Below are 23091 nucleotides of genomic sequence, written 5' to 3'. Positions count from 1 at the left end.
CCGACCGCACCCGACTGGAAGGCACGACCATGGCGGGACCCGTCCTGGAAATGCGCTCGATCGGCAAGACCTTTCCCGGCGTGAAAGCGCTGTCGAACGTCACCCTGACTGTCCGTCAGGGCGAGGTCCACGCCATCTGCGGGGAGAACGGCGCCGGGAAGTCCACCTTGATGAAGGTGCTCTCCGGCGTCCATCCGCACGGCACCTACGAGGGCGAGATCCTCTTCGAGTCGGAGGTCTGCCGCTTCAAGGACATCCGGGCGAGCGAGCAGCACGGCATCGTCATCATCCACCAGGAGCTGGCGCTGGTGCCGTACCTGTCCATCGCCGAGAACATCTTCCTCGGCAACGAGCACGCCACGCGCGGGTTCATCAACTGGAACGACACCCTCAGGCACGCCACGGCACTGCTGCGCCGGGTCGGCCTGGACGAGCACCCCGAGACCCGCGTCGCCGACATCGGCGTGGGCAAGCAGCAGCTGGTGGAGATCGCCAAGGCCCTGTCGAAGCAGGTGAGACTGCTCATCCTCGACGAGCCGACGGCGGCCCTGAACGACGAGGACAGCGACCAACTCCTCGATCTCATCCTGGAGCTGAAGAACCAGGGCATCACCTCGATCATCATCTCCCACAAACTGAACGAGATCCGCAAGGTCGCCGACTCGGTGACCATCCTGCGCGACGGGTGCACCATCGAGACACTCGACGTGAAGGCCCCGGGGACGACCGAGGAGCGGATCATCGCCGGCATGGTCGGCCGCGACCTCGACCACCGCTTCCCCGAACGCACCCCGCACCAGGCAGAGGAGGACGCGCCGCCGGCCCTGGAGATCCGCAACTGGACCGTGTTGCACCCGATCGACCAGCAGCGCAAGGTCGTCGACGACGTGTCGATCCAGGTGCGCCGCGGGGAGATCGTCGGTGTCGCGGGGCTGATGGGCGCGGGGCGCACCGAGCTGGCGATGAACGTCTTCGGGCGCAGCTACGGCCGGTATGCGGGCGGCACGGTCCTCAAGGACGGCAGGGAGATCCGTACGAAGACGGTCGCGGAGGCGGTCGCGCACGGGATCGCGTACGTCACCGAGGACCGCAAGCACTACGGCCTCAACCTCATCGACACCGTCAACCGCAATATCTCGCTGACCGCGCTCAGGAGGGTGGCCCGGCGGGGCGTGGTGGACGAGCACGAGGAGCGGCAGGTCGCCGAGGGCTTCCGCACGTCCATGAACATCAAGGCGCCCACCGTCTTCGAGACGGTGGGCAAGCTGTCCGGCGGCAACCAGCAGAAGGTCGTCCTCAGTAAGTGGATCTTCGCCGGTCCGGACGTGCTGATCCTGGACGAGCCCACGCGGGGCATCGACGTGGGCGCCAAGTACGAGATCTACACGGTCATCGACCGGCTGGCCGCCCAGGGCAAGGCGGTCGTCTTCATCTCCTCCGAGCTGCCGGAGCTGCTCGGCATGTGCGACCGCATCTACACGATGGCGGCGGGACGGCTGACCGGTGAGGTGGAGCGCGCCGAGGCCACACAGGAAGTGCTGATGCGGCGGATGACGCAGGACACACAGGACAGAGAGGTGACGCGATGAGCACGGATGTGACCGCCAAGACCCCGGCCCCCGCGCCGCCGGGCAGGAGCGGAGCGGCCGGCGGTGGAGGCCTGCTCCAGCTGGTGCTGAGCGGCCTGCGGCGCAACATGCGGCAGTACGGCATGCTGATCGCCCTCGGACTGATCGTGGTCCTCTTCGAGATCTGGACCGGCGGGGACCTGCTGCTTCCGCGCAACGTCTCCAATCTGGTGCTCCAGAACAGCTACATCCTGATCCTCGCGATCGGCATGATGCTGGTGATCATCGCCGGGCACATCGATCTCTCGGTGGGCTCACTGACGGCGTTCGTGGGCGCGTTCGCGGCCGTCCTCACGGTGCAGCACCATCTGGCCTGGCCGATCGCGCTGGTGCTGTGCCTGCTGGTGGGCGCGGTGGCGGGCGCGGTGCAGGGGTTCCTGATCGCGTATCTCGGCATACCGTCGTTCATCGTGACCCTCGCCGGGATGCTGCTCTTCCGCGGGCTGACGGAGATCCTGCTCAAGGGGCAGACGCTCGGCCCGTTCCCCGACGGCCTCCAGAAGATCGGCAACGGCTTCCTGCCCGAGGCCGGCCCGAACACCAACTACCAGAACCTGACGCTGCTCCTCGGCCTCGTCCTGGTCGCCGCCGTGGTGTGGCAGGAGACGCGGGACCGGCGCCGGCAGCGGGAGTTCGCCCTCGATGTGCCGCCCGCACGGCTGTTCGCGCTCAAGCTCCTCGCCCTGGTGGCCGCGATCCTCGTCCTCACCCTGCTGCTCGCCAGCTACAAGGGCGCGCCGATCGTGCTCCTCGTGCTCGGTGTCCTGGTGGTCGGCTACGGCTATGTCATGCGCAACGCCGTCTTCGGCCGCCACATCTACGCGATCGGCGGCAACCTGCCCGCGGCGAAGCTGTCCGGCGTCAAGGACCGGAGGATTACCTTCCAGGTCTTTCTGAACATGGGCGTGCTCGCGGCCCTGGCGGGTCTGGTGGTCGCCGTCCGCCTGAACGCGGCCTCGCCGAAGGCGGGGGTGAACTTCGAACTCGAGGCCATCGCCTCGTCGTTCATCGGTGGCGCGTCCATGAGCGGCGGTGTGGGCACCGTCCTCGGCGCCATCATCGGTGGTCTCGTCCTCGGCGTGCTGAACAACGGCATGAACCTCCTCAGCGTCGGCACCGACTGGCAGCAGGTCATCAAGGGCCTGGCGCTGCTGGTGGCGGTCGGCTTCGACGTGTGGAACAAGCGCAAGTCCGGTTCGTAAGCGCCAGAAGAAGGGGAGTCGCTTCATGGAACTGAGCAGACGCACGGTCGTCGCGGGTGCGGCGGCAGCGGGCCTCACCGCCGCCACCATCGGTTCGGCGCAGGCCGCAGCGAGAGGGAGAAAGCCGACGAAGGAGCTGTTCGGCACGCTCGCCGACGGCACGAAGGTCCACCGCTGGTCCCTGGAGAACGGCGGCACCCGGCTGAAGGTCCTCTCCTACGGCGGCATCGTCCAGTCGCTGGAGATCCCGGATCGGCACGGACGGTACGCCAACGTGTCGCTGGGCTTCGCCGCGCTCGACGACTACGTGGCGAAGAGCCCGTACTTCGGCGCGAGCATCGGCCGCTACGGCAACCGCATCGCCGGGGGCCGCTTCACCCTGGACGGCAAGAGCTACCAGCTCTCCGTCAACGACGGGGTCAACAGCCTGCACGGCGGCGCCAAGGGCTTCGACAAGCAGGTGTGGGACGTGGAGCCGTTCACCAACGGCTCCCACGTCGGCCTGCACCTGCACTACACCAGCGTCGACGGGGAGATGGGCTATCCGGGCACCCTCAGGGTGAAGGTGACGTACACCCTCAGCCGGCACGGCGAGTGGCGCATCGACTACGAGGCCACCACCGGCAAGGCGACCGTCGTCAACCTCACCAGCCATGTCTACTGGAACCTGGCCGGCGAGGGCAGCGGCACGATCGAGGGCCACGAAGTCGCGATCGCGGCCTCCCGCTACACCCCCACCGACTCGGGCCTGATCCCCACCGGCGAACTGGCCGAGGTCGCGGGCACCCCCTTCGACTTCCGCAGGGCCAAGCCGGTCGGCCGGGACATCCGCGCGGGCCACCCCCAGCAGGTCACCGCCAAGGGCTACGACCACAACTGGGTCCTCGACAAGGGCGTCACGGCGAAACCCGAGCCGGTCGCGACCCTGCGCGACCCGCGCTCCGGCCGCACCCTGAAGATCGCCACCGACCAGCCGGGACTCCAGTTCTACTCGGGCAACTTCCTCGACGGCACACTGGTGGGCACCTCCGGGCACGCCTACCGGCAGGGCGACGGCCTGTGCCTGGAGACACAGCACTTCCCCGACTCGCCGAACAAGCCCTCCTTCCCGTCGACCGTGCTGCGGCCCGGGCAGACGTACCGAACGAGCACGATTCACTCGTTCGGCGCGTGACGAGGCGCGAACTCACTCCAGCGAAACAGGCGTTGAACAACGCCACACGCGTATCCGTATGAGCGGGTGGCCCGCGCTCCCCCGCGCGGGCCACCCAAGGACGACGGGCCCGCCGTCCCCACGGGCCCGCCTTATACGGAGGTTCCATGGCCGACAACGTCACCTCGCTGTTCCGCAGCACCGCGGCACACAGCCCGTCGATGGCGGCGCTGACGCGGGAGGGCGGCGACGGAACGGGGCCCGTGGACTTCTGCATCCCGTGCAACCCCTACTTCCCCACCCCCGTCATGTTCGAGGAGATGGCGGGCAGGCTGCGCGAGATCGTCACCTACTACCCGAGCAGCGCCGACACGATCACGGCCGAGCTGTGCGATCTGCTCCAGCTGCCCCCGCAGTGCGTGGCCATGGGCAACGGCTCGACGGAGCTGATCACGTGGATCGACCATCTGCTGGTCCGCGAGTCCCTCGCCGTCCCCGTCCCCACCTTCGGCCGCTGGACCGACCAGCCCATGGAGACCGGCAAGCGCGTCGACATGTTCCCGCTCCAGGAGTCCAGCGGCTTCACCCTGGACCTGGCCCAGTACGCCGAATTCATCCGCAAGCGCGGCACCCGCGTCGCCGTCGTCTGCAACCCGAACAACCCCGACGGCGGCTATGTACCCCGGCAGGCGCTGGTGCAGTTCATGGACGCGATGGCGGACCTGGACCTGGTCGTGATCGACGAGTCCTTCCTCGAGTTCGCCGACGCCGAGAGTGAGCCCAGCGTCGTCCAGGACGCGGTGATGCGCCCCAACGTCGTCGTGCTGCGCAGCCTCGGCAAGAACTTCGGACTGCACGGCATCCGCTTCGGCTATCTGGTCGCCAATCCCTCACTCGCGCACAAGGTCCGCTCGATGCTGCCGAAGTGGAACCTCAACTCCTTCGCCGAACATGTCGTGTTCATGCTGAAAGAGCACGGCGCCGAGTACCTGGAGAGCCTGCACCAGGTCCGCCGGGACCGCCTGGACATGTCCCGCCAGCTCTCCCAGCTGCCCGGTCTGACGGTCTACCCGTCCCAGGGCAATTTCCTCTTCGTGCGCCTCCCGGTGGGCGCCGAGGGAACCGTGGTCCGCGACCGGCTGCTGTCCGAGCACCGGATCCTGGTCCGCGAGTGCGGCAACAAGATCGGTTCATCCAGCCGCTTCCTGCGCCTCGTAGTGCGCCCCCAGGTGGACGTGCGTCGCCTGGTGTCCGCCCTGGAGCAGGCGCTCTACGGGGCCAGGAGGGAAGCCGCCGTACCCGAGCCGGGCACAGGGACCAGCTACAGCTCGGGTACGGCGGCCGTGGACCGGCTGGTCAGCGAGACCAACGGGGCGGGTCTGACGGGGCTCGCCGCCCACGCCGCGGCGATGCCGAGACTGGCCCCGGGCTCGGCCCCGGCACCCGCCGCGGCCCCGATGCCCGCACCGACTCCGCTGCCGATCCCCCCGCCCATGCCCGCGCCGGCCCCGACGCCGGTCCAGGCCCCTCCCCCCATGCCCGTCCCTGCGGCCGCCGCACCCGCCCCCGCTCTCGTACCGGGCATGCCGCCGGGAATCGCTCCGGCCCCAGCGGCCGGTCTCCAGGCCGTTGCGCAGACCGGCCTTCCCGGACTCGCGGCGGCCGCGCAGAACCGGCGCGGCATGCCCGCCGCGGGCGGACTCACGGCCGCCCAGGTCCGCGGCCGCACCCAGCCGGAACCGGCCCCGGAGCCCACGGGCTGGCCGGCGGCGGGCGCGATGTACAACCAGGTCGGCTGAGCGCCGGCCCGCATACAGCCCCACTCCCGGACGCCGTCGGCGGCCACGAGGAAAGCCTCGTGACCGCCGACGGCGTCGTCGTTTGTCCGTTTTAGGCAATTAAAGCCGCTAAGGTTCACTTAGCCCCTATTGCCGCTATTGAAGTCCTTGCCCTAATAAATTCCTAGTTAAGTGCAACCGCAAAGCGGCCATTCCTCAATCATGCCAGGGGTGATGCACTTCACTTACGAAGCGTCTTAGGACTTTACCCACCCCTTAACCTCCGGGATTTGAGACCGGAAACCGGCTCCTCACGCCACCGGGAACTAGCCGGCATAGTAAAGGGGGTAATTGTCTAGCTATTCCCTGCGGCTAACAATGTGCTCGCCGCAGGGCGCCGCAAAACGAAATGCGGTGCTGTTTGTCGAGGCGAATCGGCAACTGCGCACGATGCAATCCCTGGAATGAGGACCGCACCATGCCCCGTCATGCCGCCAAGCGCTCGTCCCGGACGCGCCGCTTCTCCGCCGGTGGCGCCGCCACCGTCGGCACCCTCGCCCTGGCCGCCACGGCCGTGTTCGGGACGGCCGTGTCCGCCCACGCCGCTCCGGCTGCCGCGGCCACCACCACCCCGGCCCAGCCCGCGGCGAAGACCTACACCGTCCAGTCCGGCGACCACCTCGCCTCGATCGCCCGCGCCCTCAAGGTGCCGGGTGGCTGGCAGGCCATCGCGTCGGCGAACGACCTCTACAGCCCCTACGTCATCCAGCCGGGCCAGGTCCTGACCCTCCCCACCGGTTCGACCGCGGCCTCCGGCGCGTCCCAGGCCACCGGGGCGGCCAAGACCGTCGCGGCGGCCAAGGCCACCGCGACGTCCGTCGGCACGAAGACCTACGCCAACAACCTGGACGGCTGGATCAAGCAGTCCCTGGCGGTCATGAGGCAGCACGGCATTCCGGGCAGCTACAACGGTATTTACCGCAACGTGATCCGTGAGTCCTCGGGCAACCCGAAGGCGATCAACCTCTGGGACTCCAACGCCGCCGCCGGTATCCCGTCCAAGGGTCTGCTCCAGGTGATCCCGCCGACGTTCAACGCGTACCACGTGCCGGGAACCTCGTGGGACATCTACGACCCGATCGCCAACATCACCGCCGCGTGCAACTACGCGTACCACCGCTACGGTTCGATCGACAACGTGAACGGCCCCTACTGACAGGCCCGAACCGCGATACGGGGTGGTGGCGGCGCAATGCCGCCACCACCCCGTTGCGTCTGGAAATGCCGATCCCGGTCAAGGTCCCGGTGACGTACGAGACGCGACTCGGGCCGGGGCACTCGGGCGCGCACAGGCCGTACGGTCCCTGACGAGGGCCAGCCACCCCGCCACGTCCACCTCGGCGCGTACGGTCTTGCCGGGCGGCGGGTCCCGGTCCAGCACCTCCCACCGGGCGGCGAGCGCGTCGACGAGGACCAGTCCGCGGGCGGTCTCCTCCAGGGCCGCCGGAGGCCGTACGTCCCCCGGGCCCGGCGGGTGGGGCGGTCCGCTGCGGGTGTCGCTGACCTCGATACGGACGCTGCCCGTGACAAGGGAGAGTCGCAGCTCGAAGTCCCGACCCGGCACCCGCCCATGCGTCACCGCGTTGGCGGCGAGTTCGGCCACGATCACGGCGACGGCGTCGGAGGTGTCCGTGCCGTGCGGGATGCCCCAGGCGTGCAGCTCGGCCACGGCGAGCCGACGGGCGAGGCGAGCGCCACGCGGTGTGGCACTGAAACGCTGCGAGAACACACGTACGGTAACCGGGTGTTGCGGGGTGGAGGGTGCGGTCATGCGCTCAATCTGCCGGTCAGAAAGGGTGTTTCACCAGGTCGACGCCGCGTACGCTGCAAGAGCGTACGCACTCACACACTGGACAGTACCCGTGACTGGCAGTGACCATGTGTGCGGGAGGTGGCGGACAGTGGTCGATGGGAGTTCCAGGCGCTGGGCCGACTGAACGGCGGCCCGTTCCGCGCGCGGGGTGACGCCCTCCAGGATGCGGCGGACGTTCGCCCGGACCGCCACCCACAGCGGCAGCAGCGGCTCGGCCGGGCCGGTGCAGGCCAGCTGGGCCCTGCACGGAGGCGACCGTCACCGCCGTCACCGGACCGCCGCCCTGCCGGACGGCCGGCTCCAGCGCCGCCCTTACCGCGTAATCCGCCCGCGCCGAGATCCTCATAAGCCCGTTGTCAGGCCTGCCCCTGTGCACAATGGCCGCACCCGCGCCCCGTCGAGGAGACAGTCTTGGTGTTGAGCAGGCGTACCTTCAGCGCGATCGCCGGCACGGCGGCGCTCGGCCTCTCGCTCGGCGGGAGCGGCGAGACGTGTGTGGCGGCCACCACCGCGCCGACGGGCCCGGCACCGGGGCCCCCGGCCGCGGACGGGCGGACGCACACCGTGGGCTTCGACCGGTACTCGGTGATCGTCGACGGCCGGCGGGTCGTGCTGTGGTCGGGCGAGATGCACCCGTTCCGGCTGCCGAGCCCGTCCCTGTGGCGGGACGTGCTGCACAAACTCCGTGCGCACGGCTACAACACGGTCAGCGTCTACGTCTCCTGGAACTACCACTCCCCGGCCCCCGGCTCCTACGACTTCACGGGCGTGCGCGACCTGGACCTGTTCCTGCGCACGGCCGCCGAGGTGGGGCTGTATGTGACCCTGCGCCCGGGGCCGTACATCAACGCCGAGGTCGACGCGGGCGGCTTCCCCGGCTGGCTGACCGCCACCGAGGGCACCGCCCGCACCTTTGACCCGACGTATCTGCGGTACGCCGACGAGTGGCTGACCGCCGTGAACCGGATCGCGGTACGGCACCTGTACACCCGGGGCACCGGCACGATCGTCCTGTACCAGCTGGAGAACGAGTACGCGAACCACGTCGCCGAGGACACCGGCCGCGCCTACATGGCCCACCTGTACCGGAAGGTCCGCGCCGACGGCATCGACGTACCGCTGTTCCACAACGACAAGGGCAGAAACGGCCACTGGACGCCCGGCACGTTCGACACGGGCGGCGAGCGCGGCCGGTGGCTGTACGGCTTCGACGGCTATCCCTCGCCGTTCCGACGACCGCCGGACTGGGGGCACTTCGGCCCCGGCGGGCTCAAGGGCGGATCCACGGCCAGTCCCGAGACCCCCGGATTCCTCGCCGAGTTCGGGGGCGGCTGGTTCGACCCGTGGGGCGGCGCCGAGTTCCGCGGGAAGGGGTACGCCGAGTCGCGCCGCACCCGTGACGCGGCGTACGAGCGCCGCTTCTACCTGACCAACCTCGCCAACGGCATCACGGTCCACAACGTCTACATGACCTTCGGCGGCACATCCTGGGGGTGGCTGCCCGCGCCGGTCGTCTACACGTCGTACGACTACGGGGCCGCCCTCGACGAGGCCCGGCAGCCGACCGCCAAGCTCGTCCCCATGCACCAGATCGGGCATCTGCTGCAGCACTTCCCCGACCTGGCCAAGCTGGATCGTGCGGACGACATCGCCGTCGGCGCCCCGGGCGTCAGGGCCTACCACCTCGTCAACCCCGACACCGGTGCGCACATCCACGTGCTGCGCAACGACGGGTCCGCCGAGGCCGTCGCCTCCGTCCCGCTCGCCGGGACGGCCGTCCAGGTGCCGGTGCCGGGCCTGGACGCCCGGCTGCTGGCCACCGGGATCTCCCTCGGCCGGTGGACGCTGCGCCACTCCACCGCGCAGCCCATGCTGCGCCTGGCCGCCGGACGTCGGGACGTCGCCGTGTTCACCGGCCGCACGGGAGAGACGACGGAAACCGCCCTGGACTGCGCGAGCGAACCGGCCGTCACCGTGCTGGAGGGCGCGGCCGACTGCGCGTACGACAAAGGGGTCCTGCGCGTGCGCGCCCGGCTCCACGGGCTCACCAGGATCGCGGTGACGGGCGGAGGAGCGGCGGCCCCCCTGCTTCTGCTGCTCGCCGACGACGAGACATCCGTACGGCTGTGGCCCCGCACCACCCCCTCGGGGCCGGTCCTGGTGTACGGGCCCGCGCTGCTGCGCACGGCCACCCTGCGCGGCGCGACCGCCGAACTGACCGGCGACACGATCGGGGAAGCGGAGCTGGAGGTGTGGGCGCCGCGCGGGGTCGCCGAGGTCTCCTGGAACGGGACCCCGCTGCGCACACGCATCACCCGCTCCGGCAGTCTGCGCGCCGAACGGCGGCTGCCCGCCGCCGGTGCCGTGCCGCTGCCCCGGCTCACCGGGTGGCAGCGCAGGGCGGAGAACCCGGAGTCCGCCGCCGACTACGACGACTCCGCCTGGCGGACGGCCGATCTGACCACGTCCGCCGCCACGACCCCCGTGCCCGCCGAAGGGCCCGTCCTCTTCGCCGACGACTACGGCTTCCACTACGGGGACGTCTGGTACCGGGGCCGCTTCGAGGGCGCGGAGGGGGCCCGGTCGGTGTCCCTCTCCTATGTCACCGGCACCCAGGGCCTGTTGATGGCGTGGCTGGACGGCAGACCCCTGGGCACGCACCGGATGCCCGTACCCGACGCGAGGACCGTACGCCAGGGGACGTGGACGGCGACGGCGGCGTTCCCGATCGTCGCGGGAGGGGGGTCCCATGTCCTCGCGGTCCTCGTCCGCCGTATGCAGCACGACCAGGACGGCCGGGCGAACGACACCCACAAGGCGGCCCGGGGACTGACCTCCGTCGCCTTCGACGGGGCCTCACCCGTGGTGCGCTGGCGGATCCAGGGGGAGGCGGCCCCCGACCCGGTACGCGGCCCGCTCAACAACGGCGGCCTGTACGGGGAGCGGGAGGGCTGGCATCTGCCCGGCCTCCCTGGCCACGGCTGGAAGCCCGCGCTCTTCCCGCGCGCCGAGCGGCGGCAGGGCGTGGTCTGGTACCGGACAGGGTTCCGGCTGTCCATCGCCCCGGGCACGGACGCGTCGATCGGCCTGACCCTCAGGGACGACCCGGCCCGCGCCTACCGCGTACAGATCTTCCTCAACGGCTGGAACATGGGCCAGTACATCAACGACGTGGGCCCCCAGCACACCTTCGTCCTGCCGAACGGGATCCTGCGCACCCGGGGCGACAACGCCCTCGCTCTGGCGGTCCTGTCGGACGGAACCACGCCGTCGGGCCCGGGCACGGTGGAGCTGACCCTGCTCGGCCGGGCGGCCGGAGGAGTCCCGGTGACACCGGTGCACTCCCCCGGGCTCGCACACCAGCCTCGCGCTTTCGTCGGGCGGGCATAGTGCAAGGACCCCCTGAGCCCGGACCGGCTCGTGGGCGGGTGTCAGCCCGCGAACGCGGGCTGCGGCCGGCCCTTTCCGGCAGCGGGGACGACGAGGAGCGAACCGGAGAGCGGGTGCGGCGCCTCCAGGCCCGTGCGGGCCGTGGTGATGTACAGGTCCGCGAGGTCCGCGCCGCCGAACGCGCAGGCGGTGGGGCGGCGGACCGGTAGTTCCAGGACACGGTCCAGCGCGCCGGAGGGCGTGTAGCGGTGGATCGCGGCGCCGTCCCACAGGGCGACCCAGACACAGCCGTCGGCGTCGACGGTGAGCCCGTCGGGGAACCCGCGGTCGATGCGGGCCAGCGGCCGCCGCCGACCGGTCGGGAGACCGTCCTCCCCCACGTCGAAGACGTCGATGCGGCGGGTGGGTGAGTCGACGTAGTACATCAGCCGGCCGTCGGGGCTCCAGCCGGTGCCGTTGCTGACGGCGACGTCGCCGAGGACCGTGCGGACCGTGCCGTCGCCGGTGAGCCGGGTCAGGGTGCCGCCGCCCGGCGCCTCGTCGTAGCGCATGGTTCCGGCCCACAGGGAGCCGTCGGGGGCTACGGCCGCGTCGTTGCCGCGGCGGCCGGGGACCGGTTCGCGGTGCAGCCAGCGGAAGTCTTCCCCGTCCGGGCCGTACAGACCGACGCCGTCGCGGAGGTTGACCACCAGACCGCCGCCCTCGCGCGGCTTGGCGGCTCCCACGTGCTGCCCGGTCGCCATGACGGTGCGGTGCCCTGAGGCGGGGTCATGGGTGTGCACCCGGGAGCCCAGGATGTCGACCCAGATCAGCCGCCCGGCGGCGGCGTCCCAGGTCGGGCCCTCGCCGAGGTCCGCGTACTCCCGTACGGCGACCTCGTACGACGTCATGCGGCGCCCCGGTGGCCGAGCCGCTCGGAGAGTTCCTCCGCGCCCTTCAGGGCGAGCCGCTCCAGCTCGGCGCGGCGCTCGTCGCTCCAGCGGATCATCGGCACGGAGATGGAGAGCGCGGCGACCACGTGCCCGGTGCGGTCGCGCACGGGGGCCGCGACACAGCTGACGTCGGGGTTGGACTCGCGCATCTCCACGGCGATGCCGCGGGTACGGATCTCGCCCAGGGCCTCGTGCAGGGCCACCGGGTCGGTGATGCTGTTCGGAGTCATCGCGACCAGCTCGGCGTCTTCCGGGATGCGCGTGGCCAGCTCCGGTTCGGGGAGGGACGCGAGAAGCATCTTGCCGACCGAGGTGCAGTGGGCGGGCAGCCGGCGGCCGGCGGCCGAGACCATGCGCACGGCGTGCGTGGAGTCGACCTTGGCGATGTAGATGACGTCGGTGCCCTCGAGGATGGCCACGTGAACCGTCTCGTCGCAGGTGTCGGCGACCGAGCGGGCGACCTGCTGGCCCTCGGCGGCGAGGTCCAGCTGCTCGGCGTAGCGGCTGCCGAGCTGGTACGGGCGCACGCCGAGCCGGTAGCGTCCCGGCTGCCCCGGCACCGGGACGATGTACGAGCGGGCGGCGAGCGTGGTGACCAGCTCGTGCACGGTGGTGCGCGGCAGCTGCAGCTTGCGCACGATGTCGGGGGCGGAGAGCGTCCCGTCCCCGTGGAGGAAGAGCTCGAGTATGTCGAGAGCCCGGGTCACGGCAGGTACGAGGCGTCCCACGGCCCGCCCCCTCTCATGTTCGACATTTCAACTGGCGATCGGCATGGCGAACACAGGCTAGTCACTGCGGCTTGACCGGGCAATGGGCGTGTGGGGCGTGGGCTGGGGGCCTCTCGCGATCGGGCCGGCGGTTCCGCATCCGGCGCGGTTGCTGTCCGCCACGGCACCGGCGCACGTGCGGATCGTCCCGGCCGCGGCCTCCGACCGCGTCGGCACCGCACGGCTGTTACTGCCCCCACGGGCGCCGGCCGGGCGTCACGGAGTCAGCCGGCAGCCCCCATCGGTCTCCCCGGTTTCCGTCGTGCCCGGGGACGGGGAAGTACGGTTGGTGCGTGGACCCCGCCCAGACCCAAGGCTGTCGGCAGCGCTCGTGAACCGGACGCCTCACCAGCCCTTCGGCGCCCAGGACTTCCAGCTGGTCCTGCTGCGCCGCATGGCCGACCACAACCCCGGCCTGGTGGAGGACGCACGCCGCACGCTGGGCGTGTCCCTCGCCGACATGCGCGAGGCCAACAAGCGGTGGCAGGCGATGGTCCGGTCGCCGCGCGCCCGGACGGCCGCCGCCCGCTACCGGTCGGTCCTCGGCGAGCCCGAGTCGACGGCCCCCCGCCGGATCGGTGACCTGGACTGCGAGGCCCGGCTGTGGCCCCTCCCGCTCTGGCCCGACCTGCGCTTCGAGGTGCTGGCCGGGCCGAACGGGCAGGTCTGGAACGAGTGGCTGGTCCGCGCCCCGGGCGCGCCGGCCCCGAGGCTGGAGACCCTCGACGATCTGACCCCCTGGTCCTGCACGGTCGAGGAGGCCGCCCGCGCCTTCTCCCCCGCCCGCCCCCTTCAGGGCACGGCCCCCACCCGCTGGGGCCTCGCCTTCACCGCCCCGGACGCGCACGGCGTGCCGCGAGAGGTGGTCGCCGAGTTCACGTGGGGGCTGTTGCAGCGGGTGGCTGTCCAGGACTAGGGGGTTTGGTTTGGATCAGTTCGGATCAGGCCGCGGCGTCCGGTGCGGGGGGCACCTCCCAGCGGTAGCCGGGGGACCATCGCAAGGCGGAGGGCCTCCCGCGTACCGGATGCACTCGGGTGGTCCGACAACGCGGCGAGGTGCCGCACCGGGCGTCGCGGACCCGGGCTGATCCGAGCGAAACCCCCTGGCTGATTCGCCTGACCGCCGGTGGGCTTCGGTGAAAACGGCCCGGCGGCAGCCGAGGTCACCGGCCCGCGGCGGCCAGGACGGCCTCCACCACCTTCGGCACGGACCCGGGGTGGAGGGAGAGGAACAGGTTCGGCTCGACCAGTTCCAGTTCCATCACGCACGGCTGCCCGTCCTCACCGTCCACGAGGTCGACACGGGCGTAGAGCAGTTCCGGAGCGTTCGGTACGGCGGCCAGAGCGCGCTCGGCCACGGCGAGTTCGGACGGGCACGGGGTCCAGGGCTCCAGGCCGGGATGGGCCACCTTCCGCGCGTCGTAGGGAGTGCCGGGCGTGAGAACGGCCCCCTTCCGGCTGGCGTGCAGCAGCTGCCCGCCGAAGAACTGAAGGGCCCGCTCACCGCCCACGTCTATGCCCCGCACATAGGGCTGCACCATCGCCGTGAACCCCTCCGCATGCATCCGGGCGAGCTGCCGTACGGCGGTGTCGTGCTCCTCGGGCGTGTAGCGGGCGGCGAACCGGGCGCCCGCGCCCGAGGTGGGCTTGACGACGTACTCGTGGTCGTCGGGCAGGTCGACGGGGTCGCCCGGGGCCAGGTACCGGGTGGGGACGGCCGGCACGCCCGCGGCGGCCAGCTCCCCCAGATAGCGCTTGTCGGTGTTCCAGCGCACGACGGCCGCCGGATTTGCCAGCCGCGTGGCCTTCCCGCACCGCTCGGCCCAGGCGGTGAACTCCGCGGCCCGCCAGCTGTAGTCCCAGGTGGAGCGGATCACGGCCAGGTCGTACGCCGCCCAGTCGGCATCCGGGTCGTCCCAGTACACGGCGTCGGCGTCGGCCCCGGCCGCCCGCATCTCCCGGGCGAGAACCGGAAGGTCGATGTCGGCCGTCACCCCGGGACCGGGGCGGCAGGTGACGAGCGCGACGCGGGCGGCAGAGGTGCGGGACACGTCTGAACTCCTGTTCCTGGGACAGCGCGTGCGCGCAGGCTAACAACGGCCCGGGGAACCGCGGCACCCGGCGTTGACCTTCACCTTCGGTGAAGCCACAGCATCGGTGCACAGGACGAGAGACGAACGGCACGGCCGGAAGGGCGGGGGCACAGGTGATGGAGGCCGTGGACGCCGTGGACGCTGTGGAGGCCGTGGAGGCCGTGGAGGCCGAGCGGGCCGGGTGAGCGGCGGACGGCCGTCCGCCGCCACGGCCGGCCGAGGGCGGGCCGACGGAGTGCGGGCCCTCGTCGACCCGCGGAGTGAGGTCTCCGTCACGGCGGAGGCGGGTTTCGCTCGCTCTGGTGTAGGAACGGATTCGATGTCCGCACTGCGTCACGTCCGCATGCCCGCACCACGTCACGTCCGCTTCGACGCGAGGAGTCCCGCGTGTCCTCCCTCTTTCCGGCCCTGACCGACCCCGGGGCGGCGCGGCGGCCCGCGCTGCGGTTCGGGGAGCGGGCCCTGGCCTACGCCGAGCTGGCCGCGGCGGCGGGAGCGCTCGCCGGGCGGCTGGGCGGGGTCCCGGGGCGGGTGGCCCTGTGGGCCACGCCCTCGCTGGAGACCGCCGTCGCGGTGGTGGCCGCGCTGACAGCCGGGGTGCCCGTCGTGCCGCTCAACCCGAAGTCCGGGGAGCGCGAGCTGGGGCACATCCTGGCGGACAGCGCGCCGTCCCTGGTGCTGGCCGCTCCCGGTGACGAACTGCCCGATGCCGTAGAGGGGTTGGAGCGCGTCGACGTCGATGTGCGCGGCGCGGGAGCCTACGCGCCCGCCGAGGTGGACGGCGAGAGCCCCGCCCTCGTCGTCTACACCTCCGGGACCACCGGCCCGCCCAAGGGGGCCCTCATCCCCCGCCGGGCCGTGGCCGCCACGCTCGACGCGCTCGCGGACGCCTGGCAGTGGACCGCGGACGACGTCCTCGTGCACGGCCTTCCGCTGTTCCATGTGCACGGGCTGGTGCTCGGCACCCTGGGCCCGCTGCGGCGCGGCGGCTCCGTGCGGCACCTGGGGCGCTTCGGTACGGACGGCGTGGTCCGCGAACTGAGCGACGGCGCGACCATGCTGTTCGGGGTGCCGACGATGTACCACCGGATCGCGGAGACGCTGCCCGCAGACCCGGAGCTGGCCAAGGCGCTGGGCCGGGCCCGGCTGCTGGTCTCCGGGTCCGCCGCGCTGCCGGTGCACGACCACGAGCGGATCGCCGCCGCGACCGGGCGCCGGGTCATCGAGCGGTACGGCATGACCGAGACGCTGATGAACACGAGCGTGCGCGCGGACGGGGAGCCGCGCGCGGGGACGGTGGGTGTGCCGCTGCCGGGTGTGGACCTGCGGCTCGTCGAGGAGGACGGCGCCCCGATCACGGCGTACGACGGGGAGACGGTCGGCGAGATCCAGGTCCGCGGCCCGAACCTGTTCACGGGGTACCTCAACCGGCCCGACGCCACCGCCGCCGCCTTCACCGCAGACGGCTGGTTCCGCACCGGGGACATGGCGGTGCGCGAGCCCGACGGTTATGTGCGCATCGTGGGCCGCAAGGCCACCGACCTCATCAAGAGCGGCGGGTACAAGATCGGGGCGGGAGAGATCGAGAACGCGCTGCTGGAACACCCGGGGGTGCGGGAGGCGGCCGTCACCGGCGAACCCGACGACGACCTGGGCGAGCGGATCGTCGCCTGGGTGGTGCCGGCCGACCCCGGGGCCCTGCCCGGCGCCGGCGAACTGGCCGACCACGTGGCCCGGCGCCTCGCCCCGCACAAGCGGCCCCGCACGGTGCGGTACCTCGACGCCCTGCCCCGCAACGACATGGGGAAGATCATGAAGCGGGCACTGGGCGATGCCTGAGCGCCCGTCCGCGCGGGAGGCACTCGCCCTCGTCACCGACGACTTCACGGAACTGCCGGTCCCGATGCGGGATTCCGGCCCGGACGGCCCGCTCGCCTGGGCGGGCTACGACGCCTCGCGCGCCCGCGCCGCCGCGCGCACCGGCGAGGAGGAATCCGTGGTGTGCGGGCGGGCGACCGTCGGCTCCACCCCGGCCGTGCTGATCGCGTTCGAGTTCGGCTTCCTGGGCGGCTCGCTCGGTGAGCGCGGCGGCGACCGGTTGGAGGCGGCGCACACCTACGCCCGTGCGCACCGGCTGCCCGTGGTCTCGCTGATCGCGACGGGCGGCAGCCGGATGCAGGAGGGCATGCTCGCGCTGACCCAGCTGCAGCGCGTGGCCCGGCAGTCGGCGCTCACCAGGGCGGCGGGGCTTGCGCAGCTGGCGGTCCTGCGGGACCCGACGACCGGCGGCGGCTGGGCCACCCTGGGCGCGGGCGCCGATGTGGTGCTGGCTCTGCCGGGCACCCAGGTGGGCTTCGCGGGCTCCCGAGTGCGCCCCCCGGAGGCGGACCCGGCGGCGTACACGGCGGAGGCGCAGCTCGCGGCGGGCACGGTCGACGCGGTCGTACCGCCCGGGGAGCTGCGGGCGGTGCTGGGCCTGTGGCTGGGGCTGCTGACGGCGCCCTCGACCGAGCCGGCTCCGGTGCCCCGGGCGCTGGGCGCGGCGGACCTCCCGGCCACCGGCTGGGACGCCGTACGGCGCGCCCGCGATCCGGGACGGCCGCGCGCCCGGGCCTACCTGGACGCGTACTTCACCCGCCGGGTGGCTCTCGGCGGCGACCGCAGCGGAGGCAGGGACCCGGACGGCATGCTGTGCGGCTTCGGCAGCCACGACGGCCGTACCATCGCGTACGCCGCCCAGACCGGCACCGCCACCCGCCCCGCCGGATACCGCGCCGCCGCCCGGCTGATCCGGCTGGCGGACGCCCTGTCCGTGCCCGTGCTGACGCTGGTGGACACACCGGGCGCCGCCAATGACGCGGAGGCCGAGCGCCAGGGTGCGGGCGCCGCCATCGCGGACCTGTTCACCGCCGTGGCGACGGCCCGTACGCCGCTGACCACGCTGGTGATCGGGGAGGGCGGCTCGGGCGGAGCGCTGGCCCTGGCCGCACCGGACAACACCTGGGCCACCCCGGACAGCTACTTCTCGGTCATCGCGCCGGAGCTCGCCGCGGCGATACTCAAGCGCCCGGCCGACCGGGTCCGGGCGACGGCGGACCAGCTCCGCGTCCGCCCCCAGGACCTGGTGGCCCTGGGGGTGGTACGGGGGATCGCGGGCCAGGAGGCCGCCGCGCCCCCGCCGCCCGGGTGACCCGCCGGAGCGCCGCCTCGGGCGGGCGCGCGGCGCAGTGGGAAGGCGCGCACAAGCTCCCCGCGACGCGACGCGCCCCAGTTCACCCGTCCGGGTGAACCCGCCCGGACCCCTTCAAGGGGCGAGGTCCTCCCGTCCGGCGCACGATGCTGAGGGAGGCCGCCGACCGGCGGCCGCCCGCGGTCCGTTCTCGGGAGGTACCGCATGACCGTCAGCCTGGACCAGCTGCGCCGTTGCCATTTCGCCGTCGATCTCGGCGCGGCGAGGACCCGTGTGTACGTCAAGGGCTCAGGGCTGGTGGTCGACCAGCCGAGCGCCGCGGCGGTGAACACCCGGACCGGTGCGCTGATAGCGGTCGGCGAGCTGGCCGAGAAGATGACGGGGCGGACACCCTCGTACATCCGTGTCGTACGGCCGGTGTCCGGCGGCACCGTCGTCGACATCGAGATGGCCCAGCGGATGCTGCGCCATCTGCTCGGTGAGAAACTGCGCCGCACCCTGCGCCGCAAGCCCCGGCTACGGGCCGCCGCCTGCACCCCGCACGACGCGGACCCGCTGGCCCAGCGCGCGGCGGTCGAGACGCTCGTCGGGCTGGGGGCGCGCAGGGTGGAGCTGGTCGACACGCTCGTCGCCGCCGCCGTGGGCTGCGGGCTTCCCGTGGAGCAGCCCGAGGCCTCCATGATCATGGTGTGCGGGGCCGCCGCCACCCAGATCGCCGTCCTGTCGCTCGGGAACATCGTGACCGCGGAGCGGATCCCGGTGGGCGGCGAGGCCGTCGACCACGCGATCGTCCAGCACCTGCGCCACGAGCACGCGTTGATGCTGCCGAGCCAGTCCGTACGCCCCCTGCGGCTCGCCCTCTCCGGCAGCGGGGCCGCCCCGAACGGGGCCGCCGCGACCGAGATCCTCGGACGGGACGTGGCGACGGGGCTGGCGCGCTCGGTGAAGGTCGACACGGCGGCGGTGCGGGAGGCCATCGAGACCCCGCTGATCGCCGTGCTCGACGGCATCGGCAAGGTACTGCGGGACTGCCCGCCCGACCTGGTGGCCGACCTCGCCGACCGCGGCATCATGATGGTCGGCGGCAGCGCCCTGCTGCCCGGCCTCGACCAGATGCTGCGCCAGGCGACCGGCATGCCGGTCCGCATCGCCGAACGCCCCGACATCTGCGCCGTAAAGGGCCTGGGCGCCATGCTGGAAGGCCGGATCAAGCCCCTGACCCTGAACCCACTGGCGGCGTGAGCCGGGGCTACCGCGCGACGAGCGCCCGCAGTTCCCGCACGGACTCGGGCGCCGGCCGGTGGATCCCGTGCACGCTCATGGCGCTGCCCGGCCCGACGCGTCTGCGGTGCGGGTACACCCCGAACCGCCAAGGGCATACGGGCGGCCGCCCCGGCACGCCGATGCGGAGTTGGCCCTGCCGTGCCCGCACTGCGGGCATGCTGGGAGTAGTACGGGCGTTGAGGCGAGGAGTTGCTGATGCGGTGGTGGGCCGGGGTATGGGTGGTCGCCGGGGTGGCCGTGCTGGCCGCATGCGGCTCGTCGGCGGGCGGGGGCGGGGCGGGAGGGTCCGGGAGCCGCTCGTCCGAGCCGTCGGCCGGTACGTCCGCAAGTGCGTCCGCAGGTTCATCCGGCGTCCCGTCCGCCGGTACGTCCGCGCCCCCGCCCGCAAGCGCGTCGGCGAGTGCGACCGGCGGCGGTCCATCCACGTCCCCCGCTGCCTCCGCTTCGCTGACAGGCTGTGCCGCCGGTCACACCGACGTCACCATCACCCCCGGTGGCGCCGTCGAGCAGCGGCTGTGCGTCCGCCCCGGGACGGTGGTCTCCCTCGTCCTGCGGCCCCGTGCGGACGACAAGCGGTGGACGGCGGTGCACAGCTCGGCGCCCGCCTTCGTGCTGCCGTCCGGATGGCGGGTGGCTGCGGACGGCACCGCCCACGCGACACTGCGGTGCGCGACCGTACGGCCCGGCGCGGCCGATGTGCGTGCGATGGCGAAAGCCCCGGACACGGCGGGAGCGGCGCGCCCGGCGTTCACGCTGCACCTGAGCGTGGTCCCGTACCCGACGCAGGGGTGACCCCGGCGGGCTGCCGGGGTCACCCCTGCGTCACTGATCCCTGCGGCTCAACCGCAGTCGCGCAGCTTGATCTTGTAGATGCCGCGGCCGTGGGTGGCCGCGTACAGGGTGCTGCCGTCAGGGCTGAGCTTGAGCTGGAGCACGGCGACGGCCGGAAGGTTGCCGACGCGCTGCCACGCCGTGCGGCCCGGCGCCCGGTAGACGACGCCCAGGTCGGTCGCGACGGCGAGGCCACCGTTCGGCGTGAAGACAGCGGAGTCGGTCGGCACGTCGGGCAGGTTCGCCGAGATGTCCTTCCAGGTGGTGCCGCCGTCCTTGGACTCGAAGACGTGGCCGACACCGGCGCCGGGACCCTCGGTCCAGTGCCGGGAGAAGCCGTTGACCGCGAGGGAGACGTGATCGGCGTTCTTCGGGTCCACGGCGAAGCCGCTGAGATAGCGGTTGGGCACGGTCCCGTCCACGGGCAGGGCGATGTCGTGCCAGCCGGTGCCGTCCGCGTTCCCGACGGAGATGCCGCGGGCGAAGCCCTGGTTGTTGCAGGGGCCGCACCAGGCCGCGTAGACCTTGCCGCCCGAGGCCGCGACGGCGGTCGCCGTGCGGCCGGCGCCCAGGTCGTACACGCTCTTCCACTCCGCGCCGCTGCGGATGGCGTAACCGTGGGTCTGCACCCACACATGCCGTCCGCCCGCGATCCAGGTCGCGCTGTCCTTCAGGTCGGCGGCGAGCGGGGCGATGAAGCGGGCCTCGCCGGTGGCGTTGTCAGCCGGGGCGACGTTGTACGACGTGATCTTGCTGGGGTCGGTCACCCAGGAGCCGTCGTTGACGGCGCAGTTCTGCGTCACCTGAATCGCGAGGTACACGTACTCCTCGGCGATGTTGCAGCCGTTGGCCGGGTCGGTGAGGGTGTCACCACCGTCGCCACCGAAGTTGGAGCCCATCACCGTGTCGTTACTGCGCAGGACGGACTGGCCGTTGTCCTGGAGGCCGCCGGTGACGGAGACGCCGCCGTAGGTGAGGTCCTTGCCGATGCCGACCGAGTAGTACTGGAGGGTGTCGATGGTGCCGTCGTTGAGGGAGGTCCAGTCGGTGGCGTGGCCGGAGGCGTCCTGGGCGCCGTCGACCGGGCGCTTGTAGACACCGCCGTCGTTGCCGACGTACACAAAGCTCTTGCCGTGGTAGCTGCCGATCGCGGCGCCGTGCTGGTCGGGGTGGGTGGTCTGGTTGCAGTCGCCCGTCTGCTTGGCGGGGTCGATGCTCCAGCAGGGGAAGCCGAAGTTCCAGTACGGGCCGACGGCCGACCAGGTGCTGCCGCCGTCCTTGGTCTCGTGGACCTCTTCCAGGCCCGCGTACACGTGCTGCGGGTTCTTCGGGTCGACGGTCAGGAACTGGTTGTACCAGGCCTGCACGCCCGGCATGTAGCCGCTGGAGGTGAGCGCCGAGCCGTCGGCGGCCAGCCCCTTGTAGTCGGCGATCTGCGTCCAGGGACCGGTGGGTGAGCCGGACTTGGAGACGTAGATGCCCTCCAGGCCGCTGTCCGGGTTGGTGTTCAGCTGCTCCGGTGACTGGTCGATGGCGTAGTAGCGGGAGCCGTCGGCGGAGCGGGCGAAGGTGACGCTGCCGACGTTGTCCGGGTCGGCCGGCAGGTCGCCCAGGCCGCTGGTGATCCGCGTCCAGGTGCCGTCGGAGCCCTTGGTGTAGAAGCCGTTGTAGTCGTCACCGCTGCGCCAGCCGATCGCGAGCACGACCTTGCTCGGGTCCTTGGGGTCGATCGCGATGTCGTTGGCGATGTTCTTGTACGAGGCCGACTCGTCGTCCGCCTTCGAACCGCCGGGCAGGTAGTCGGGGTTGGGCGCGAACTCCAGCTTCCAGGCGCCCTTCAGTGTCTTGGTGGAGTGGCTCCACACGCCCTCACCGGTCGCCGCCCACACCTTGCCGCCGCCGAAGCGGAGCTGGTGGATGGTGGTGGACTCGAGTTCGTCGCCGCCGACCCGGCTGCGCGAGGAGAAGGTACCGTGGTGCGGGTCGGACAGGACGTACACACCACTGCCGAGGTACGCGTCCGCATTGGTCGTCGCCTCGCCGGTGCCCAGCCACAGCCGCCCGGCCCCGTCGAGCGCGAGGGCGCCCGTGGACTGCGCGGGCAGCCGGTCGCTGATGGGCCGCCAGTTCCCGCCACCGGCGCGTGAGCGCCACACCCCGCCGCCGGCACTGCCTGCGTACACGTACCCGTCGTCGTCGGCGGCCATCGCCGCCATCCGGCCGGTGACGTTGCCCGCGCCGCCACTGGAGTTGGAGTCGTAGTCGCGGTAGCGCGGGTCGTCGGAGTTGTACGGCAGGTCGGTGACATGGCGCCAACTGCTGCCCGTGCCGGGAAGTCTGGTCATACCGGTCCAGGCGGCGCCGTACGCACCCGGGGCCACCACACCGGGCGAGGTGCGGGCCTCGGCGTACTGGTCCGCGCCCTCGGCGATCTCGTCGGCCTCGTTGCCGTCGCCGCCGTCCTTCCCCGCCACCTTCGGGCTGAGCGCACCCACCGACTGTTCACGTTCCTTAGCGACTTGCGCGAGCGCGCGGGCCCCGAAGGGGCTGCCGCTCTGTCCGGACGCGGCTCCCGCGGGTATCGCGACGAGAGCGGCGGACGCTGTGATGGCGCAGATCGTGAGCCATCGTCTCTTGCGGGTTGGTGCTGACACCAAGTCCTCCTACGCGGGCAGTTGGTACAGCCGTCGCAGGAGACCCGATCACGGGCGAGGGCGAGTCGCCCGGGGCTTGGAGAAGTTTTTGTCAAGCACCTGTCACCTGGGGCCCAGGCTCGCGTCTGTGCCCTCGCCGCGGCCGCCCGACGCACAGGGGAACGGCTCGGCGCCGTCGGACGGCCCCGCAGCCACCGGGCGACCGGGGCGCGCTCGCAGCGGTCGCCGCCGTCAGGCGCGTGCGTCCCGCTGCTGCACTTCCTTCAGGATCGCCGCCACTGTGGTGAAGTCGTTGTCCTGCCCCGCCGTCGCGGGG

The 23091-nt window shown here is 72.1% G+C and carries 17 protein-coding genes and 1 pseudogene; 11 read left to right on the top strand and 7 right to left on the bottom strand.

Annotated elements, in window-relative coordinates; all coding sequences use genetic code 11:
- The first annotated feature begins 29 nt into the window (after positions 1–29).
- From mmsA to ABZ823_RS25360, 5 genes are all read left to right on the top strand, one after another.
- On the top strand, positions 30–1589 hold the full coding sequence (gene mmsA / locus ABZ823_RS25380) for a multiple monosaccharide ABC transporter ATP-binding protein (protein ID WP_361664703.1): 1560 nt from the start codon (positions 30–32) through the stop codon (positions 1587–1589).
- A complete protein-coding gene (gene mmsB, locus ABZ823_RS25375) occupies positions 1586–2830 on the top strand; it encodes a multiple monosaccharide ABC transporter permease (protein ID WP_361664700.1) in 1245 nt (414 codons plus the stop codon). Before mmsA ends, mmsB begins: the two co-directional genes overlap by 4 nt.
- 25 nt (positions 2831–2855) lie before the next feature.
- Positions 2856–4004, top strand: coding sequence for an aldose epimerase family protein (locus ABZ823_RS25370; protein WP_361664698.1), 1149 nt, complete (start codon positions 2856–2858; stop codon positions 4002–4004).
- A gap of 146 nt (positions 4005–4150) precedes the next feature.
- On the top strand, positions 4151–5782 hold the full coding sequence (locus tag ABZ823_RS25365; RefSeq protein ID WP_361664695.1) for a histidinol-phosphate transaminase: 1632 nt from the start codon (positions 4151–4153) through the stop codon (positions 5780–5782).
- Positions 5783–6239: 457 nt separating this feature from the next.
- The gene (locus tag ABZ823_RS25360) at positions 6240–6977 is read left to right on the top strand and encodes a LysM peptidoglycan-binding domain-containing protein (RefSeq protein WP_361664693.1); all 738 of its coding nucleotides are present in this window, start codon (positions 6240–6242) and stop codon (positions 6975–6977) included.
- Positions 6978–7055: 78 nt separating this feature from the next.
- Here the strand turns inward: ABZ823_RS25360 and ABZ823_RS25355 are convergent, their stop codons facing one another.
- Together ABZ823_RS25355 and ABZ823_RS25350 are read right to left on the bottom strand one after the other, a co-directional pair.
- Complete coding sequence (locus tag ABZ823_RS25355; protein ID WP_361664690.1) at positions 7056–7592, bottom strand: ATP-binding protein; 537 nt, start codon at positions 7590–7592, stop codon at positions 7056–7058.
- Between the two features lie 189 nt (positions 7593–7781).
- A pseudogene (locus ABZ823_RS25350) lies at positions 7782–7980 on the bottom strand (transcriptional regulator); the annotation flags it as partial.
- A gap of 65 nt (positions 7981–8045) precedes the next feature.
- Here ABZ823_RS25350 and ABZ823_RS25345 point away from each other — a divergent pair.
- Positions 8046–11024, top strand: a complete 2979-nt coding sequence (locus tag ABZ823_RS25345) for a beta-galactosidase (protein ID WP_361664687.1) — start codon at positions 8046–8048, stop codon at positions 11022–11024.
- Between the two features lie 41 nt (positions 11025–11065).
- Here ABZ823_RS25345 and ABZ823_RS25340 read toward each other — a convergent pair whose 3' ends face one another.
- Complete coding sequence (locus tag ABZ823_RS25340) at positions 11066–11914, bottom strand: SMP-30/gluconolactonase/LRE family protein (protein WP_361664685.1); 849 nt, start codon at positions 11912–11914, stop codon at positions 11066–11068.
- The gene (locus ABZ823_RS25335) at positions 11911–12684 is read right to left on the bottom strand and encodes an IclR family transcriptional regulator (RefSeq protein ID WP_361664682.1); all 774 of its coding nucleotides are present in this window, start codon (positions 12682–12684) and stop codon (positions 11911–11913) included. The genes ABZ823_RS25340 and ABZ823_RS25335 overlap by 4 nt, the downstream gene beginning before the upstream one ends.
- Before the next feature lie 370 nt (positions 12685–13054).
- Between ABZ823_RS25335 and ABZ823_RS25330 the strand changes: the two genes are divergently transcribed.
- The gene (locus ABZ823_RS25330; RefSeq protein WP_361664679.1) at positions 13055–13639 is read left to right on the top strand and encodes a hypothetical protein; all 585 of its coding nucleotides are present in this window, start codon (positions 13055–13057) and stop codon (positions 13637–13639) included.
- Positions 13640–13886: 247 nt separating this feature from the next.
- Here the strand turns inward: ABZ823_RS25330 and ABZ823_RS25325 are convergent, their stop codons facing one another.
- Entirely contained in the window at positions 13887–14774 is an 888-nt protein-coding gene (locus ABZ823_RS25325; RefSeq protein ID WP_361664676.1) for a hypothetical protein, read from the bottom strand.
- A gap of 429 nt (positions 14775–15203) precedes the next feature.
- On the opposite strand from ABZ823_RS25325, the gene ABZ823_RS25320 reads away from it, so the two are divergent.
- The 3 genes from ABZ823_RS25320 to ABZ823_RS25310 all read left to right on the top strand — a co-directional run bounded on the left by ABZ823_RS25320 (position 15204) and on the right by ABZ823_RS25310 (position 19248).
- Positions 15204–16655, top strand: a complete 1452-nt coding sequence (locus ABZ823_RS25320) for an acyl-CoA synthetase (RefSeq protein ID WP_361664673.1) — start codon at positions 15204–15206, stop codon at positions 16653–16655.
- Positions 16648–18006, top strand: a complete 1359-nt coding sequence (locus ABZ823_RS25315) for a carboxyl transferase domain-containing protein (RefSeq protein WP_361664670.1) — start codon at positions 16648–16650, stop codon at positions 18004–18006. The genes ABZ823_RS25320 and ABZ823_RS25315 overlap by 8 nt, the downstream gene beginning before the upstream one ends.
- 204 nt (positions 18007–18210) lie before the next feature.
- Positions 18211–19248, top strand: a complete 1038-nt coding sequence (locus tag ABZ823_RS25310; protein WP_361664667.1) for a rod shape-determining protein — start codon at positions 18211–18213, stop codon at positions 19246–19248.
- A gap of 7 nt (positions 19249–19255) precedes the next feature.
- Here ABZ823_RS25310 and ABZ823_RS25305 read toward each other — a convergent pair whose 3' ends face one another.
- Positions 19256–19447: a hypothetical protein gene (locus ABZ823_RS25305; protein ID WP_361664664.1), complete on the bottom strand. Its 192-nt coding sequence runs from the start codon at positions 19445–19447 to the stop codon at positions 19256–19258.
- Positions 19448–19485: 38 nt separating this feature from the next.
- On the opposite strand from ABZ823_RS25305, the gene ABZ823_RS25300 reads away from it, so the two are divergent.
- On the top strand, positions 19486–20082 hold the full coding sequence (locus tag ABZ823_RS25300; RefSeq protein ID WP_361664661.1) for a hypothetical protein: 597 nt from the start codon (positions 19486–19488) through the stop codon (positions 20080–20082).
- Positions 20083–20129: 47 nt separating this feature from the next.
- Here the strand turns inward: ABZ823_RS25300 and ABZ823_RS25295 are convergent, their stop codons facing one another.
- Positions 20130–22775, bottom strand: coding sequence for a glycosyl hydrolase (locus ABZ823_RS25295; RefSeq protein WP_361664658.1), 2646 nt, complete (start codon positions 22773–22775; stop codon positions 20130–20132).
- Positions 22776–23091 lie beyond the last annotated feature (316 nt).

Origin of the sequence: Streptomyces sp. NPDC047079, assembly GCF_040643755.1 — a bacterium.
Lineage (GTDB): Bacteria > Actinomycetota > Actinomycetes > Streptomycetales > Streptomycetaceae > Streptomyces.
The sequence above is the reverse complement of the archived record's forward strand: the minus strand, read 5'-3'. Positions and strand labels throughout refer to the sequence as shown.